This is a genomic window from Haemophilus paracuniculus (assembly GCF_002015115.1).
GTDB classification, from domain to species: Bacteria; Pseudomonadota; Gammaproteobacteria; order Enterobacterales; family Pasteurellaceae; genus Haemophilus_E; species Haemophilus_E paracuniculus.
The window spans coordinates 89,670-106,629 of sequence record NZ_MUYA01000008.1; the positions used below are offsets into that span (position 1 = coordinate 89,670).

Below are 16,960 nucleotides of genomic sequence, written 5' to 3' on the forward strand. Positions count from 1 at the left end.
CGAACAAGAATTTCGCAATACAAGCGGTAAGATTTTAAGAAATTTTTGAAAATCCTACCCCTTGTATCGAATAATCCCCGCCCCCGCTTGCGGGGGAGGGAGTTGATTATTCTTACGCCTCGTCCAAGCTCATATCAATCGCTAATGCACGGATTTCTTTGGTGATTACATTAAACGATTCTGGGATTCCTGGTTCCATATAGTGTGTGCCGTCCACGATGTTTTTGTACATCTTCGTACGACCGTTCACATCGTCCGATTTCACCGTGAGCATTTCTTGTAAGGTGTAAGCCGCACCGTATGCTTCTAATGCCCAAACCTCCATCTCACCGAAACGCTGACCACCGAATTGTGCTTTACCGCCCAGTGGTTGTTGGGTAACAAGACTATATGAACCTGTTGAACGAGCGTGCATTTTATCATCAACTAAGTGGTTCAATTTGAGCATATACATATAACCTACGGTTACAGGACGCTCAAATTTCTCACCAGTGCGACCGTCAAATAAGGTAATTTGACCCGACGTCGGCAAGCCACCTAATTCCAACAAGCCCTTGATTTCTGCTTCGTGTGCACCGTCAAACACTGGGGTTGCAAGCGGTAAGCCTTTGCGTAAGTTTTGTGCCAAACGCATTACTTCTTCATCAGAGAATTGGCTTAAATCTACCACTTGTGAGCCGTGTCCGAGATCGTAGGCTTTTTGGATATATTCACGCAATTTCGCCACTTTTTGTTGCTGTTTGATCATCTTGTCGATTTGATCACCGATACCACGCGCCGCTAAGCCTAAGTGGGTTTCGAGGATCTGACCGATGTTCATACGAGACGGAACGCCCAGCGGGTTCAATACGATTTCCACTGGCTGACCGTTTTCATCGTACGGCATATCTTCCACAGGGTTGATTTTCGAGATAACCCCTTTGTTACCGTGACGACCCGCCATTTTATCGCCTGGTTGAATTTGGCGTTTCACCGCGAGGTAAACTTTCACCACTTTCAATACGCCCGGTGCAAGATCATCGCCTTGAATGATCTTGTTGCGTTTAATTTCAAGTTTGCGTTCAAACTCTTTGCGTAACGCTTCGTGCTGTTCGGCAAGCTGTTCGAGCTGATTTTGTTTCGCTTCGTCATCAAGGGTTTGTTCTAACCATTTTTCACGGGCGACTTTGTCTAGCTCTGCCTCTTTCACGCCACCTTCGATCAATAGGTTGCGAACGCGGGTAAACAAGCCTGACTCTAAGATCTCAAATTCTTCGGTGAGGTCTTTTTTCGCCTCACGCAACTGCATTTCTTCGATCTCTTTGGCACGTTTATCTTTCTCTACGCCATCACGGGTAAAGACTTGTACGTCAATCACCGTACCCGATGTGCCGTTTGGCACACGCAATGAGCTGTCTTTCACATCAGAGGCTTTTTCACCGAAGATCGCACGCAATAATTTTTCTTCTGGGGTGAGTTGGGTTTCGCCTTTTGGTGTCACTTTACCCACGAGAATATCGCCGCCTTTCACTTCCGCACCGATGTAAACGATCCCCGATTCATCAAGTTTGCCGAGGGCTGCCTCGCCCACGTTTGGAATATCGGCGGTGATTTCTTCTGCACCGAGTTTGGTATCACGTGCCACACAAGAAAGCTCTTGAATGTGGATTGTGGTAAAGCGATCTTCTTGTACCACACGCTCAGACACCAACATTGAGTCTTCAAAGTTATAGCCGTTCCAAGGCATAAATGCCACACGGATATTTTGACCGAGGGCTAATTCGCCGAGGTCAGTTGATGGGCCGTCTGCCAAGATTTCGCCACGTTCCACGGGTTCGCCCAATTTCACGCAAGGCACTTGGTTGATACAGGTGTTTTGGTTTGAACGGGTGTATTTAATTAAGTTATAAATATCGATACCCGCTTCGCCTGCCACGGTTTCATCTTCTTTTACTTTTACCACGATACGAGAGGCATCAACGTATTGGATCGTACCACCACGTTTCGCAACCACCGCAACCCCAGAGTCGAGGGCGATTGGTTTTTCCATACCTGTCCCCACAAGCGGTTTGTCCGCACGCAAGGTTGGCACGGCTTGACGTTGCATGTTCGCCCCCATCAAGGCACGGTTCGCATCGTCGTGTTCAAGGAACGGAATCAACGCCGCCGCCACAGAAACCACTTGTTGAGTCGAAATATCCATATAGTGGATTTCTTCTGGTTTGTATAAACCAGACTCACCGTGCTCACCACGACAGGTGACGTAAGTATCGGTAAAGCGGAAGTTTTCATCTAAGTTTGAGTTCGCCTGAGCGATAACGTAGTTACCTTCTTCAATCGCTGACAAATACTCAATTTCTTCGGTAACTTGACCGTCCACCACTTTACGGAATGGGGTTTCGAGGAAGCCGTAGTTATTGGTTCTCGCATACACCGAAAGTGAGTTGATCAAACCGATGTTCGGACCCTCTGGGGTCTCGATTGGACAGAGACGACCGTAGTGAGTTGGGTGAACATCTCGCACCTCAAAACCAGCACGCTCACGGGTTAAACCACCCGGCCCTAACGCAGAAATACGGCGTTTGTGAGTTACCTCTGAAAGCGGGTTGTTTTGGTCCATAAATTGCGAAAGTTGTGATGAACCAAAGAACTCTTTCACCGCTGCGGAAATTGGTTTCGCATTGATTAAATCTTGTGGGGTTACGCCGTCTAAATCGCCTAATGAAAGACGCTCACGCACCGCACGTTCCACACGCACCAAGCCAATGCGGAATTGGTTTTCTGCCATTTCGCCCACAGAGCGAATACGGCGGTTGCCCAAGTGGTCGATATCGTCCACTTCGCCACGACCGTTACGGATTTCGATCAATTTCTTCATCACGCTGATGATGTCGTCATTGCTTAACACGCCTGCACCCACACCCTCTGGAATGTCGAGTGAGCGGTTAAATTTCATACGACCTACCGCTGAGAGATCATAGCGGTCAGTTGAGAAGAACATATTGTCGAATAAGCCTTCTGCCGCCTCTTTCGTTGGTGGCTCGCCCGGACGCATCATACGGTAGATTTCCACCAACGCACTTAAACGGTCGTAGGTTGGATCAACACGCAAGGTTTCCGAAATGTAAGGGCCGTGATCTAAATCGTTGGTGAATAACACCTCGATTTGTTTGTAGCCTGCTTGGGATAATTTCGCCAAAGTGTCGAGGGTAATTTCCATATTCGCAGGGCAAACAATCTCGCCCGTTGAGAGATCGACATAATCTTTCGCTGCCACTTTGCCCACGATATATTCGGTCGGCACTTCAATTTGAGTAACGTTATTTTTCTCTAACTCACGAATATGGCGAGCAGTAATACGGCGACCACGTTCCACATAAACTTTACCGTTCGCTTCAATATCAAAGCCAGCGGTTTCGCCACGTAAACGTTCCGCAACAAGATTCATCAATAATTTATTATCTTGGATTTCAAAAGTGATCTTGTCGAAGAATAAATCAAGGATTTGCTCAGTGGTGTAACCCAACGCACGCAAAATAATGGTTGCCGGCAATTTACGGCGGCGGTCGATACGGGCGAAAAGGTTATCTTTCGGGTCAAATTCAAAATCTAACCACGAACCACGGTAAGGAATAATGCGTGCGTTATAAAGCACTTTGCCTGATGAATGGGTTTTACCCTTGTCAGAATCGAAGAATACGCCTGGGCTACGGTGCAATTGCGACACAATTACACGCTCAGTGCCGTTGATCACGAATGTACCGTTATCGGTCATCAACGGAATTTCGCCCATATACACGTTTTGCTCTTTAATATCTTTCACCGTGCCAGCCGCGGCTTCACGGTCGAAAGTAACAAGGCGAAGTTTCACACGCAACGGTGCGGCATAAGTCGTGCCACGGATTTGACACTCACGCACATCAAACACTGGCTCGCCAAGTTCATAAGAAACGTATTGTAATTCAGTCGCCCCATTGTTGCTCACAATCGGGAAAACAGAACAGAATGCCGCTTCTAAACCTTGTTGTCCATCAGGATCTCTTTGAATAAATTTATCGAAAGAATCGAGCTGAATAGTCAAAAGATAAGGCACGTTGAGAACTTGTGGACGTTTACCAAAGCTCTTACGGATACGCTTTTTCTCGGAATAGGAATATGCCATTTTTTAGATAGCCTCTGATTTTGTTGGTTGAGATTTCACAACCGCACGAGATAACTCGGCAGAAGTGGCATTATAAAATGATACGAGATGTCATTTTCCAATCCCCTCTCTCGCAGTCAGAAATCGCTACTGCAAGCGGTACGATTGGGCAGGAATTTTACAAATTTGGCACACAAAATGACAAAACACGCCAAATCTTTCAAGCACAAAAGGCTGACGAATTTCCCGTCAGCCGAAGGTTTTGTGAAAAATGGTTGTAAATTCTATGAAATTGGGTGGTTTTTGTCAAGTTACAGATTATTTCTTTTTGAGAAATAACCCAATCCCTGCGGTGATCGCAGCTCCCAATAACATACCACCAAGCGAAGATGAATTTTGCTCATCATTACTTGATTTAGTTTGAGATTGCATTGCTCTCTGTTTAGGGTCAATATATTCTTCATTTCTCGTGCAAGAATAGATTGTCGCCTCAGGAAACATTTCCTTTACTTGATTTTTAGCATCCACAATGCCCGTAGCGATGATATTACTCAACAGCTGTCGAGTGCCTGTCTTGCTTAACTTCGCAGCAACTGTAAAACGGTATCGTTTCATACTTATTTCGCTCCAAATTTATGAGCAAACAGATCTCTATTTTCTAAAATAAACCCTTTAAATTTATCTCTCGAAATAACTAATCTGATTGGTGTCGGCAATAATTCATATAATTTATCTAGACCAACATCCCATTTTTCATCATTATTAAATGCATTGTAAAGTAAATCATTGATACCCGCTTTTTCGATAAGTTCTCTTAGTTTATCTTCGTGTTTATCTAAGAACTCTTCAAATTTAGAGGTTTCTTCTTCTCCCTCATATTCAACATTACTCCAATAAGAATCCCAAATAAAATCACTTACATTCTCTATTTCTACCCCTTCATTCTCTGCTCTTATTAAATAAGAAGTTCCAATAATAAATTGAATAAGATTCTGTATTAGCAAAAAACTATCGAAACTAGAATAACTTATACTCTTTTTTTCCTCTCCGATAAAGAAAATAAGTTTTTTATCTTTCCGTGAAACCACAATACGATCAATATCTTCGTAACGAATAACATTCGGCTTTTCAAAAAGTTCCTTATAATAGATTTTACGATCTGAAAAAATAATGCCATCTTTGGCACTACCAAATGCCGTTGTATCTATTAAAATAAGCAATTTTTCGTCTGAGCTAATATCTTTCCCAAAAGATTGCTTTGCATTGTTTGCTTTTTTTTCAAAGATTTCTTCATAATTCAAAGAAACGCCAAATGGATCTAAAAAATAATAGATAGTTCCGCCATGTTGCATAGAACCAACGTCTCCAACAAAACTGATATGTTCTTTTAGATCTGGATATTTTTCCAATAAATTCATAATAAACTCCAATTTAAAATGTGATTTGCAGTATTGTTTTGTTTCCTATGTCAATAGGAAACAAAGGGAGTATACTCCCTTGCGAAAATCGTTTACTTTTAATACAAAAAACCACCCCAAACACTTTCGTATTTGGGGTGGTTTTTTATTATGGAAATTGTCTTTTTGATTAAAAAATCAGCTTATTTAGGATTGATAATTACGTTAATAATGTCCTATTATCCGCCCAAACTTGATTTAAATGTTGTTGAATTTGTTGGATTGTTTTAGGGGAAATGGGAAAATCTTTGGCAAAATTTATGAAATTTCCGACCGCTTGCACCACTTCTTCTATTGCCATTTTCGCTGTGTGCCAGCTATCAAACCCTTCGGTTTCCGCTAATGATTGGATAACCTTTAATGGTGGAAACGCCATTGAATGAGACTAACCACGCAACACCTCCTCTATCGTTTTCGGGAGCGGTTGCTCCTCTTTGGTTAAGGCAACAAGGCGATCCATTTTGTCTAACACCAGCCATAACGCAAGAAATTGGCGTAACGAAATTTGAGCTGTCTGCTCAAAATGACGAATGGTACTGGCTGGCACTTGGGCTTTCTCCGCCAATTTTTGTCGAGATAACTTTGCCTGCTTCCGCTTACGTTGCAGATAATCCGCCAACATCCGCTGGGTTTCAATATCATCATAAAGTGATAACATATTATCAATTTCTCACTTAAATTTAGTAAATTTGATAATATTATATCAAATAATGCTATTTACAAGCGGTTAGATTTAGGGGATTTTTTGCGAAATCTTACCGCTTACAAAACTCACTCGACCCAATTCTCTAAGCAAAGCCCGTCAATACGCTCAAATTCTCGTAGATTATTGGTAACGACAATCAGCCCTTCGCTGCGAGCGTGAGCGGCGATATGGAGATCATTTTCGCCAATGATTTTGCCCTGCTTTGCCAATTTCGCTTTGATTAAACCAAAATGCTGGGCGGCTTTTTGGGTGTAGGGCAAAATTTCAAGGCGTGAAAGAAAATCCTCGATAATGCGTAAATTCCGTTCTGGAAATTCACTCTTTTCCGCCCCATAATAAAGCTCTGCCACTGTGATACTGCTGACACAAAGGCGATAGGCGTTAGCGTTAAATTTTTCCAATACTTCCAAAGGTTTACGCTTTATCACATAAATCACAATGTTGGTATCTAGCATATATTTCAGCACGATTCCCCCTAAAATGCCTCGCGTTCAGGCTGAATTGCTTGTTCTCTTTCAGACATAAAATCCGCTGACACTTGATTATCAGTAGCAAGAAAAAAGCTATCCCACACATTTTTAGCTGGGGTTAAAATCCGTTCTTTGCCGACCACTCTCACAAGCACTTTTTTCACATCTTCATCGAAACGAACTTCGCTCGGCAATCTGACCGCTTGGGTGCGGTTGGTTACAAAAATTGAGGCTTCTTTCATTTTTCTCTCCGATACATTCACAATGTGGAAAGTATATACTTAAAGTATCTAGTCGCCAACGGTAAAATTTTGCGAAATCTTACCGCTTGAAAAACAAAAACCCCAACATTGCTGTTGGGGTCTTTTTGAACTTGAAGTTCGGGAAAAGTTAAATCAAAAATTATTTGATTTCTACTTTCGCACCAGCTTCTTCTAATTCTTTTTTGAGTGCTTCTGCTTCTGCTTTTGAGATGCCTTCTTTTAAGTTAGCTGGTGCAGATTCAACTAAGTCTTTCGCTTCTTTTAAGCCTAAACCAGTTGCACCACGTACTGCTTTGATTACAGCAACTTTGTTCGCACCTGCATCCGCAAGAACTACGTCAAATTCAGTTTTCTCTTCTGCTGCCGCTGCGCCTGCTGCTGGTGCTGCTGCTACTGCTGCCGCTGCTGAAACGCCGAATTTTTCTTCCATCGCAGCGATAAGTTCAACGATTTCAGATACTGATTTAGAAGCAATCGCTTCAATGATTTGTTCGTTAGTTAATGACATAACAATCAATTCCTAAGTTAATAAAGTTAAACGAGGTAAGAAGTTTTCTGCAAAGAACTATGCAGCTTCTTGTAATTTGTCGCGTAATGCCGCAAGAGTGCGAACAAGTTTGCCTGCCGCAGCTTCTTTCATTGTGCCCATTAAACGTGCAATTGCTTCTTCGTAAGTTGGTAATGTTGCCAAGAATTGAACATCTTGGATTTTACCTTCAAAGGCTGCACCTTTAAGTTCAAACTCTTTGTTTGCTTTTGCAAATTCAGTGAACAAGCGTGCTGCTGCACCTGGGTGTTCATTTGAGAAAGCAATAAGAGTAGGACCAGTAAACGTATCTTTTAAGCACTCAAATTCAGTGCCTTCAACCGCACGGCGTAATAAGGTGTTACGCACAACACGCATTGAAACGCCCGCTTCGCGAGCAGATTTACGTAATTCAGTCATTTTCTCAACTGTTACGCCACGAGAATCCGCAACCACAGCTGAAAGGGCACCTTTGGCAGCTTCGTTTACTTCAGCAACAATTGCTTGTTTGTCTTGAAGATTTAATGCCATTGGTATTAGCTCCTGATACACTCCACCAAAGTGGAATTTACAAAAAATCTCAAAAAAACTACCGCTTGTGCGGCAACTTTAATGAGGCTAAGGTGTACAGAAGCAGAAAATTCTGTCTGTTCACCATCTACGCAGGCTCAAATTAAGAGATGATTATCATCATTTCACCTGCGGTCTCGGACGGGGCTTGATAGGCAAGCACCATCATTTTGCGATAACGCAAAGAGGTCGGGATTATAGTGCGTTTTTTGAGCCTTGTAAAGATCGCTCTGCGATTTTAATTAGATTTTTCTTGCCAAATGAAAGCAACGATTAAAGTGTTCCACTTGATAGCCATAGGGTGCAAATAACTTTGCGAGGGCTTTTTCGGTGTAAATGGTAACGTGTCCATTTCTCGGGGCGATGTAGCCGTCCATCTCTCGTTTTGCAATCGTTTCTGGCGGAAGCAAGGTGGTTGAGAAAAAGAAAATGCCTTGTTCCTTTAATTTTGATAAGGCTAATTCCACGGTTTTATAGGGCGTGGGGGTATGCTCAAACACTTCAAAAGAGACGACTAAATCATATTTTTTCTGATCATCTAAGATATTATTTTCAGAGAATGGATCCCAACTTTCCGCATCTAAGCCTTTTTCTCGCAATAATTTGGCTAAATAACCCGAGCCGCCACCGAAATCTAAAATAGAATGGTGTGCCGATAAATTAAAAACATCTAAAATAATTTGCAGATTGCGATCTGATCTTGCCCCCGTATATTCGGGATCAACAAGAATATAATCATCATTATAGATATTTTGCAGGAACTCACCGCTTGTCCAATCATCAAAGGCGGTGGTAAAAATCAGCTGACATTCCGAACAACAATGGTAATAAAGGGTGTGCCAGAAAGAGGATAATGGATATTCCAATGGGTTTCACAACTGCGATTAAAATCAACGACCCCATATAAATGGGCGTCCGAGCCACAAATTTTACACGGAATTATCCTGTTTGTTTGTTTGTTTGTTTGTTTGTTTGTTTGTTTGTTTGTTTGTTTGGGCATATCATATTTTTCCCTTGTTAAAATGCAATAAAAAAGCACTAATTTCATCAATTAGTGCTTTCCAATTTAGAAATAATTTATCAGATTATAGTGTTGATTGATCAACTGCAACACCTGCACCCATTGTGGTTGAGATGCTTACTTTCTTGATAAATACACCTTTCGCTGTGGTTGGCTTCGCTTTCACTAATGCCGCTAACAACGCTTGGAGGTTTTCTTTTAATTGCTCAGGGGCGAAGTCCGCTTTACCGATAGTGGTATGGATAATACCGTTTTTATCGTTGCGGTAACGGATCTGACCTGATTTCGCATTTTTAACGGCTTCTGCAACGTTTGGTGTTACTGTACCTACTTTCGGGTTTGGCATTAAGCCGCGTGGACCTAACACTTGACCTAATTGACCTACCACACGCATTGCGTCTGGTGATGCGATCACAACGTCAAAGTTCATCTCGCCTTTTTTGATTTGTTCAGCAAGATCTTCCATACCCACTAAATCTGCACCAGCTGCTTTCGCTGCTTCTGCGTTAGCACCTTGGGTAAATACCGCAACGCGTGCGGTACGACCAGTACCGTGTGGAAGCACAGTTGCACCACGCACGTTTTGGTCTGATTTACGAGGGTCGATCCCTAAGTTTACAGCAACATCTACGCTTTCAACGAATTTAGCAGTCGCGAATTGTTTTAATACAGCGATTGCTTCGTTGATTTCGTATGCTTTGGTAGAATCTACGCCAGCTTTGATTGCTTTCATTTTTTTAGTCAATTTAGCCATCGTATTATTCCTCCACCACTAAGCCCATTGAACGAGCAGTACCCGCGATAGACTTCATCTTAGTTTCGATAGTTGCACCCGTCATATCTGCTGCTTTGGTTTCAGCGATTTGACGAACTTGTTCAAGGGTTACTTTACCCACTTTGTCTTTGTTTGGTTTAGAAGAACCAGACTTGATACCTGCCGCTTTCTTCAAGAGAACCGCTGCTGGTGGGGTTTTAGTTACGAAAGTGAATGAACGGTCTGCGTAAACCGTGATAACCACTGGAATTGGTAAGCCTTTTTCTAAGCTCTCAGTACGAGCGTTGAATGCTTTACAGAATTCCATAATGTTCACACCTTGTTGACCTAATGCAGGACCAACTGGTGGTGATGGGTTAGCCATACCCGCTGCAACTTGCAACTTAACGTAGGCTTGTACTTTTTTTGCCATTTTAGTTTCCTCTATTATGGGTAATAACGCTTTTCAGCTCCCCGTTGATGTTGCTCTCGCAACTTTACACAAAAATACGAGAGAGCCAAGCTCTCTCGTAAGGTAGCGGATTATAGGGCAAATCTGATAGCTTTTCAAGCAGTTTTTAATAAGCTATTTTATATTTATACAGGATTTTTCTGATATACTTTCAGCAAATCAATATACGTTAATCTTTAAGGAAAAAAACGCTATGAAAAAGATACTAATGGCTTTTTTAGCATTATGCCCAACTCTCGCCCAAACACAACCAATCACTACTGGGCAACCTGTTTTGCTCAATGGTAAATTATCCATCATAAAAAGTTTACACCCTGCTCCTGCTTTTTATGGAAAACCATTGCCTGCAATCAGACCATTCAACACATTGAGTGTTAGTCCATCGTTTGACGATTTAGAGTTTATGTCTAATACTGTAAGAACAAAGCTAATACAATTGTCTATTGATGATGTAAATTTAAGAAATAAAGTCTTACGCAGTGAAGGTAAAAAAGCTACTGTGTATTGTTATTCATTATTTCCAGCTCATACAGCTCATCATACAACAAAAGTACTATGCAACGTTGCAGATATAAAATTTAATTAAAATAAACTACTTAGTTTAAATTTATCTCATAATTCAACCATTCATTATTCTCTTTCGCCCCAAGTCGTTGGTAGAACTTCAATCCTTGCTCATTCCACGGGGCGACTGTCCATTTTATTGTGGTGCAGTTATGGGCTTTGGCTTCGATTTTGAGGGCGTTCATCAACTTCTCGCCGATTTTTTGACTGCGATAACCCTCGGCGACATAAAGCTCTTTCATATAGATCGCAGGGCGATTTTGGGCGGTGTAAGGCAGGAAATAATAGACTAAAATCCCCACAATCTGACCGCTTGTTTGGTCGTCTGCCACCAGACAGTAGAAATCAGGCGGATTTTTGCCGAAACCGCTACTTCGCACCACCTCGGGCGTGATCGCAAAACTGTCGATATATTTTTCAAACACGGCGAGTGCTTTCATCAACTCAAACACTTGATCGGCATCTTGCTCGACCATTTTACGGATTTGGATTGCCATTTTAACCTCGTAAAAAATGTGAAAAAAAGACCGCTTGCAAGCGGTCTGATTTTTTGAAATTTTGATTAGCTCTGTTTTTCCACCTGAGCAAATTCAAGCTCAACAGGCGTGCCACGTCCAAAGATTGAAACGGACACTTTCAAGCGGCCTTTCTCGTAATCCACTTCTTCCACCGTTCCCGTAAAGTCCGCAAACGGGCCTTCGGTTACACGCACTTCTTCACCAGGTTGGAACTCGGTTCTATGGCGAGGTTTCTCGGCGGTTTCTTGTACGCGATTGAGGATACGATCCGCTTCACGCTTCGTAATCGGGGCAGGTTTATCCGCCGTACCGCCGATAAAGCCCATCACACGCGGCACGCTTTTCACTAAGTGCCAAGTGTCATCGTTCATTTCCATTTGGACTAAAACGTAACCTGGGAAAAATTTACGCTCGGTTTTACGGCGTTTACCCTGCACGTTTTCGATCACTTCTTCGGTCGGCACAAGCACTTCGCCGAACTGATCTTCCATTTTGTGTAATTTGATATATTCACGCAACGTCATTGCAACACGGTTCTCAAAGCCAGAAAACGCTTGCAATACATACCAACGCATTCTCGTTGCTTCTTTTACTTCGATTTCTTCACTCATTTTAGAACCTCAAATTTGTTAAGAATGTAATTAACGCCACAATGATTGAGTCAATGCCCCAAAGCACCAACGACACCACTACACACATTGCCACCACAATAAGGGTGGTTTGCGTAGTTTCTTGACGGGTTGGCCAGATGATTTTACGCAACTCGCCACGAGATTCTTTGGCAAAGCGAATCGCTTTCTGACCTTGATTGGTCAATGCAGCCAACACCACCGCACCCACAATCAAACCAACCATTGCCAACACTCTCACCACAAAAGAGAATTTTGCAGCGAAATAAACATTACCGATTGCCGCCACCGCCAAAAGCACAATAGCCACAACCCATAACAAGGTATTTAAACCCTTACTTTTTACCCCTTTTTCTTCGGTTTGCTCAGGGGCTTTATTTTTAATTTCTTTTGACATATCTCACCCAAATTGTATCGAAAAAAGAACACTCAATTTTGAAAGCGTGCAATTCTAGCATTTTCTACTTTGCTTGCCACGATCTTTTGTGCAATTTCGTGAAAATTCTTTCCATTTTCGATCAAGCACTGTCTCGCTCGACTAATTTTATCGGCAAATAAAGCTGCCGTTCGTCCTCTGCAAGCGGTTCGTTTCGCAGAATTTTTTGCAATTTCTGTCCTGCCACCTTGCCCATTTGCTCGTAAGGAAGCGAAATTGCCGTGAGGCGAGGATAAGAAACCGATCCCACATCTAGCCCCCCGAGGCTCACCACCGCCACATCGTTCGGCACGGAAATATTACGGAGAATATAAAGAACTAAACTAGTAGTGGAGAACCAAAGCCTCCGTTAGCGATTCAAATAGTTGAATTCTAGCCGATTTAAGCCAACAAAAAAGTCGGTTTTAGAACCGACCTTTTTTCTATGTAATTTACTGCCCGTAATAAGCATTCGCCCCGTGTTTTCTGAGGTAGTGTTTGTCGAGCAGTTCTTGTTGCATTGAGCCGATATTTGGGCGGATTTGGTGGCTGATGAAGTTCATATAGGCGACTTCTTCTAGCACCACAGAATTATGCACTGCGTCAAAAGCGTCTTTGCCCCAAGTGAATGGACCGTGCGAATGGACGAGTACGCCTGGCACGGCTTTGGCTTCAATGCCACGTTTGCGGAAGGTTTCCACGATCACTTTGCCCGTTTCGAGTTCATATTCGCCTGCGATTTCTTCGGGGGTCATTCGGCGGGTGCAAGGCACAGAACCGTAGAAGTAGTCGCCTTGGGTCGTGCCGAGGGCAAGAATATCTTCGCCTGCCTGCGCCCACGCGGTGGCGTGGCGTGAGTGGGTATGCACCACACCGCCGATTTCAGGGAATTGGCGGTAAAGTTCAAGGTGGGTTGGGGTGTCGGACGAGGGCTTTTTGTCGCCCCACACACGGTTGCCCTGCAAATCGACAATCACAATATCATCGGCGGTCATCACATCATATTCCACCCCAGACGGCTTGATTGCGACCAAGCCCGTTTCACGATCCAGCTCGCTCACGTTGCCCCAAGTGAAGGTAACGAGTTTGTATTTTGGCAGTTCGAGATTGGCTTTGAGTACGCGTTCTCTTAATTCTTTTAACATTGGAAACCCCCTTCTTGCATTTTTTGTTCAATCCAACGGCGAGCTTTGATGATTTCTGCGATTGGCTCGTCCGCTTTTTCCGTCCACATTTCGATTAAAAACGCCCCACGGTAGTTGAGTTCCGCCAGCGTTTTGAAGAAACCTGCGAAATCTACGCAACCCTCGCCGAACGGCACATCACGGAATTGCCCTTTGCAGGTTTCGGTAACTTTGTAGGTGTCTTTGAGGTGAATCGCAGAAATTTTGTCGATCCCTAAGCGTAATTCTTCATTGACGTTGTTGTTCCACGCCGAGAGGTTGCCGATGTCTGGGTAAACGGTGAACCACGGCGATTTGATGATTTCGTCCCATTTTTTCCAACGGCTGATCGAGCTCATAAATTGGGTGTCCATAATTTCCACCGCAATGGTTACTTGATTGCTCGCCGCCAGTTCCACCGCCCATTCCAAGCCTTGTTGGAAGTGTTTGAGGGTGCTTTCGTCTTGTTCTTCATAATAGACATCGTAGCCTGCGAGCTGAATGGTGCGAATGCCGAGATCGACCGCTAATTGGATCGCTTTTTCCATAATTTGGTAGGCTTGTTGGCGAATTTCAGGATCGTGGCTGCCGAACGGAAAACGGCGGTGTCCAGAAAGGCACATTGACGGAATGGTTACGCCCGTGTTGATGATTGCCTTGACCAGTTCAATGCGTTCTTCTTTCGTCCAATCAAGGCGGGCGAGGCGTTCATCGGTTTCGTCAATCGAGATTTCGACAAAATCGAAACCGCAGGCTTTGGCGATCGAGAGGCGATCTTGCCAGCTGATATTTTTCGGGAGGGCTTTTTCGTAAATGCCGAGTTTATGTTTTCGCACGGTGCTATCCTCATTTTGGGCTAAGTAAAAATTTGAGTAAATCACACCGCTTGTTTGGCTGTTTTTGCCTTAAAAATAAGCAAAAAACATTAAACTAAAATAATTTCCAGCCCTTTTTGTTTAAGCTGTTCAATTATTTCTGGATCGGCTTCTTTACCCGTAATTAAAATATCAATCTGTTTTAATTCACTAAATAACATTCCCGCCCGTTTACCTAATTTTTTGCTATCGAGCAGAACCACTAATTTATCCACGTTCGGGATCATTTTCTGTTCTGAATTGGCAATTAACATATCGGATTTATATAATCCGTCCACGGTAAATCCTTTACCGCTGGTAAACATTATATTGGCGGAATAAGGCACTTGATCATTTTGATTTAATGAGAGGGTAATCGCTTGGTTTTTATTATATTGTCCGCCCATTATTACCACGTTGCCGTGGTCGTGTTCGATCAAGTGGTTTGCAAGCGGTAGGAAATTGGTAATAATTTGCAAATCCTTGCCGCACAAGCTGTTACTCAACATCAGCATTGTTGAACCGCAGGTTAAAATCAGGCTGTCGCCGTCTTGGCATAAATTCGCTGCGGCTTCCGCAATCCGTCTTTTTTCATCGGCGTTGTTAATCGTAATTTGATTAAATTTAAGGATATTATCCCTTTTTAACGATTCCGCCCCATTACGCACTTTGCGTAATCTGCCTTGTTCACTTAATTTATTGATATCTCGCCGTGCGGTGGCGGGCGAAATTTGTAATAATTCAATAATATCTGTTGTTGAAAGCATTTTTCTTTCATCAAGCAGATTTAATAATTGTTTATGACGATAATTTTCGTTCATTATATTTTCCTACTCTTTTAAAACCGCTCAAAAATCAATGATATAATGAACTCAAAATAAGCCACCTTTAAATCAAAGGTGGCTTTATCGTTAATTAAAGCATTGATTTAAATTGAATATTTGGTTCTTGCTCGAAGCAATCATCAAAACCACGTGGGTGATGATATTCGATTAAATCTTTATCACGCGGATAAACATATTTGCCGCCCACTTCCCAGATGAATGGGTGGAATTTGTATTGTAAGCGATCTTTACGCATACGCCATAGATCGATGATCTCTTGGGTGCTTGCCATAAAGTTCGTCCAGATGTCGTGGTGGACTGGGATCACCACTTTACAACGCAAGCATTCCGCCATACGCAACAGGTCGATTGAGGTCATTTTGTCCGCAATACCCACTGGGTTTTCGCCGTAGTTGTTGAGTGCGACATCAATATCAAACTGTTTGCCGTGTTTGGCGAATTGGATTGAGTAGTGGGAATCCGCACCGTGATAGATTGTGCCACCTGGGGTTTTGAACACATAGTTCACCGCTTTGCGACCCATTTCTTCATCAGACGGGCAGAGACCGGCTAACTCGCCGCCTTGTTCTTCCGCCCCCTCAACAGGTAAAGTTACTAAACAGGTGCGGTCGAATGAGTCGAGGGCGTGGATTTCCACATCTTTAATTTTCACCACATCACCCGGTTTTACCACGATGATACGCTCTTCTGGCACGCCCCATTTTTTCCAAAGTTCCGCACAATGCCACGGACCGACAAATTTAACGTGGTTGAGGTTTGGATTATTTACAATCGCCGCCGCTACGTTCACGTCAATGTGGTCGCTGTGGTAGTGGGAAGCGAGAATGAAGTCCACTTCGTTGATCGCAAATGGGTCGAGTGGCATTGGTTGAGCACGCAAGTTTGGTTGCAATTTACGCACGCCAGCCATATTCGCCATTTGGTGTCCTCGCACCATATCTTTCACTTTTTTGGTGCTTTTTCCACGACCGCACCATAAATCCATACAGATGTTCGCCCCTGCTGGGGTTTTGATCCACACCCCTACGCAACCGAGCCACCACATCGCAAAGTTGCCCTCTGGCACGACTTCTTGCTCAATTTCTTCGTTTAACCACGTTCCCCATTCTGGAAAAGTAGAGAGAATCCAACTTTCACGGGTAATTTCACTGATTTTGCTCATCGCAGACTCCTTAGATTTGGAAAATGTAATCACAAATAATCATAAATAATCACAAAAATTTGTAAAACACTTTTTTCCAAAAATGTGATCTAGCTCTAATTTTTTTGCGAAATTTTTGAAAATCTGACCGCTTGTTGTGCTTTTTCACTCCCTCTCTCTGCGAAAAATTGCCTGACGCAATTTTTTCGCTGTCTCTCTCCCGTTGAACGGGAGAGAGTTTATGAACTCAACAAGAAAAAATTCTCGCCCATTTATGGGAGAGAGACAGTTTGAAATGCGTTCAGCATTTCAAATAGAGAGAGGGTGGAAAAAAGAGGGCAAACAAGCGGTCAGATCCGCTCAAATTTTCGCAAATCGAAAAATTTACAAAATAAAATGTGATCTTGTTCACAAATAATCAAAAATAATCTTTTTTAATCTTTGCGAGCTGTTATCATTCACGGCGGTAGGG

General features: G+C 43.0%; 21 protein-coding genes. 1 reads left to right on the top strand and 20 read right to left on the bottom strand.

Features of this window, described 5'->3' with window-relative positions:
- Positions 1-112: 112 nt before the first annotated feature.
- The 12 genes from rpoB to rplK form a co-directional block, all read right to left on the bottom strand.
- Positions 113-4,141, bottom strand: a complete 4,029-nt coding sequence (gene rpoB / locus B0187_RS06730; RefSeq protein WP_078237097.1) for a DNA-directed RNA polymerase subunit beta — start codon at positions 4,139-4,141, stop codon at positions 113-115.
- 297 nt (positions 4,142-4,438) lie between these two features.
- A complete protein-coding gene (locus B0187_RS06740) occupies positions 4,439-4,735 on the bottom strand; it encodes a hypothetical protein (protein WP_078237099.1) in 297 nt (98 codons plus the stop codon).
- 2 nt (positions 4,736-4,737) lie between these two features.
- Positions 4,738-5,538 (bottom strand): hypothetical protein, encoded by an 801-nt coding sequence (locus B0187_RS06745; protein WP_078237100.1) that lies wholly within the window; start codon positions 5,536-5,538, stop codon positions 4,738-4,740.
- A 199-nt stretch (positions 5,539-5,737) separates the two neighbouring features.
- A complete protein-coding gene (locus tag B0187_RS06750) occupies positions 5,738-5,953 on the bottom strand; it encodes a hypothetical protein (RefSeq protein WP_078237101.1) in 216 nt (71 codons plus the stop codon).
- 9 nt (positions 5,954-5,962) lie between these two features.
- Positions 5,963-6,235, bottom strand: coding sequence for a helix-turn-helix domain-containing protein (locus B0187_RS06755; protein WP_078237102.1), 273 nt, complete (start codon positions 6,233-6,235; stop codon positions 5,963-5,965).
- Between the two features lie 113 nt (positions 6,236-6,348).
- Positions 6,349-6,750 carry a type II toxin-antitoxin system tRNA(fMet)-specific endonuclease VapC gene (vapC, locus tag B0187_RS06760; RefSeq protein WP_078237103.1) on the bottom strand — a complete coding sequence of 134 codons (402 nt, stop codon included), beginning with the start codon at positions 6,748-6,750 and terminating at the stop codon, positions 6,349-6,351.
- Positions 6,751-6,758: 8 nt separating this feature from the next.
- The gene (gene vapB, locus B0187_RS06765) at positions 6,759-6,995 is read right to left on the bottom strand and encodes a type II toxin-antitoxin system VapB family antitoxin (RefSeq protein ID WP_078237104.1); all 237 of its coding nucleotides are present in this window, start codon (positions 6,993-6,995) and stop codon (positions 6,759-6,761) included.
- A gap of 160 nt (positions 6,996-7,155) precedes the next feature.
- Entirely contained in the window at positions 7,156-7,524 is a 369-nt protein-coding gene (gene rplL / locus B0187_RS06770; RefSeq protein ID WP_078237105.1) for a 50S ribosomal protein L7/L12, read from the bottom strand.
- A gap of 57 nt (positions 7,525-7,581) precedes the next feature.
- Positions 7,582-8,073 (bottom strand): 50S ribosomal protein L10, encoded by a 492-nt coding sequence (rplJ, locus tag B0187_RS06775; protein WP_078237106.1) that lies wholly within the window; start codon positions 8,071-8,073, stop codon positions 7,582-7,584.
- A gap of 281 nt (positions 8,074-8,354) precedes the next feature.
- The gene (locus B0187_RS06780) at positions 8,355-8,978 is read right to left on the bottom strand and encodes a class I SAM-dependent methyltransferase (protein WP_078237107.1); all 624 of its coding nucleotides are present in this window, start codon (positions 8,976-8,978) and stop codon (positions 8,355-8,357) included.
- Positions 8,979-9,197: 219 nt separating this feature from the next.
- Positions 9,198-9,887, bottom strand: a complete 690-nt coding sequence (rplA, locus tag B0187_RS06785) for a 50S ribosomal protein L1 (RefSeq protein ID WP_078237108.1) — start codon at positions 9,885-9,887, stop codon at positions 9,198-9,200.
- Positions 9,888-9,891: 4 nt separating this feature from the next.
- A complete protein-coding gene (gene rplK / locus B0187_RS06790; protein WP_078237109.1) occupies positions 9,892-10,320 on the bottom strand; it encodes a 50S ribosomal protein L11 in 429 nt (142 codons plus the stop codon).
- A gap of 232 nt (positions 10,321-10,552) precedes the next feature.
- On the opposite strand from rplK, the gene B0187_RS06795 reads away from it, so the two are divergent.
- Complete coding sequence (locus B0187_RS06795; RefSeq protein ID WP_078237110.1) at positions 10,553-10,945, top strand: DUF4431 domain-containing protein; 393 nt, start codon at positions 10,553-10,555, stop codon at positions 10,943-10,945.
- 10 nt (positions 10,946-10,955) lie between these two features.
- Here B0187_RS06795 and B0187_RS06800 read toward each other — a convergent pair whose 3' ends face one another.
- The 8 genes from B0187_RS06800 to ulaG all read right to left on the bottom strand — a co-directional run bounded on the left by B0187_RS06800 (position 10,956) and on the right by ulaG (position 16,509).
- Positions 10,956-11,420, bottom strand: a complete 465-nt coding sequence (locus B0187_RS06800; RefSeq protein WP_078237111.1) for a GNAT family N-acetyltransferase — start codon at positions 11,418-11,420, stop codon at positions 10,956-10,958.
- 65 nt (positions 11,421-11,485) lie between these two features.
- Positions 11,486-12,052: a transcription termination/antitermination protein NusG gene (gene nusG, locus B0187_RS06805; RefSeq protein ID WP_078237112.1), complete on the bottom strand. Its 567-nt coding sequence runs from the start codon at positions 12,050-12,052 to the stop codon at positions 11,486-11,488.
- Between the two features lies 1 nt (position 12,053).
- Entirely contained in the window at positions 12,054-12,467 is a 414-nt protein-coding gene (gene secE, locus B0187_RS06810; RefSeq protein ID WP_078237113.1) for a preprotein translocase subunit SecE, read from the bottom strand.
- A 121-nt stretch (positions 12,468-12,588) separates the two neighbouring features.
- Positions 12,589-12,798, bottom strand: coding sequence for a substrate-binding domain-containing protein (locus B0187_RS06815; protein ID WP_158078229.1), 210 nt, complete (start codon positions 12,796-12,798; stop codon positions 12,589-12,591).
- A gap of 139 nt (positions 12,799-12,937) precedes the next feature.
- Positions 12,938-13,630 (bottom strand): L-ribulose-5-phosphate 4-epimerase, encoded by a 693-nt coding sequence (gene araD / locus B0187_RS06820; protein WP_078237115.1) that lies wholly within the window; start codon positions 13,628-13,630, stop codon positions 12,938-12,940.
- A complete protein-coding gene (locus B0187_RS06825; protein ID WP_078237212.1) occupies positions 13,624-14,484 on the bottom strand; it encodes an L-ribulose-5-phosphate 3-epimerase in 861 nt (286 codons plus the stop codon). Before B0187_RS06825 ends, araD begins: the two co-directional genes overlap by 7 nt.
- Positions 14,485-14,573: 89 nt before the next feature.
- Complete coding sequence (gene ulaR / locus B0187_RS06830; RefSeq protein ID WP_078237116.1) at positions 14,574-15,323, bottom strand: HTH-type transcriptional regulator UlaR; 750 nt, start codon at positions 15,321-15,323, stop codon at positions 14,574-14,576.
- A gap of 94 nt (positions 15,324-15,417) precedes the next feature.
- Complete coding sequence (ulaG, locus tag B0187_RS06835; protein WP_078237117.1) at positions 15,418-16,509, bottom strand: L-ascorbate 6-phosphate lactonase; 1,092 nt, start codon at positions 16,507-16,509, stop codon at positions 15,418-15,420.
- Between the last annotated feature and the right edge of the window lie 451 nt (positions 16,510-16,960).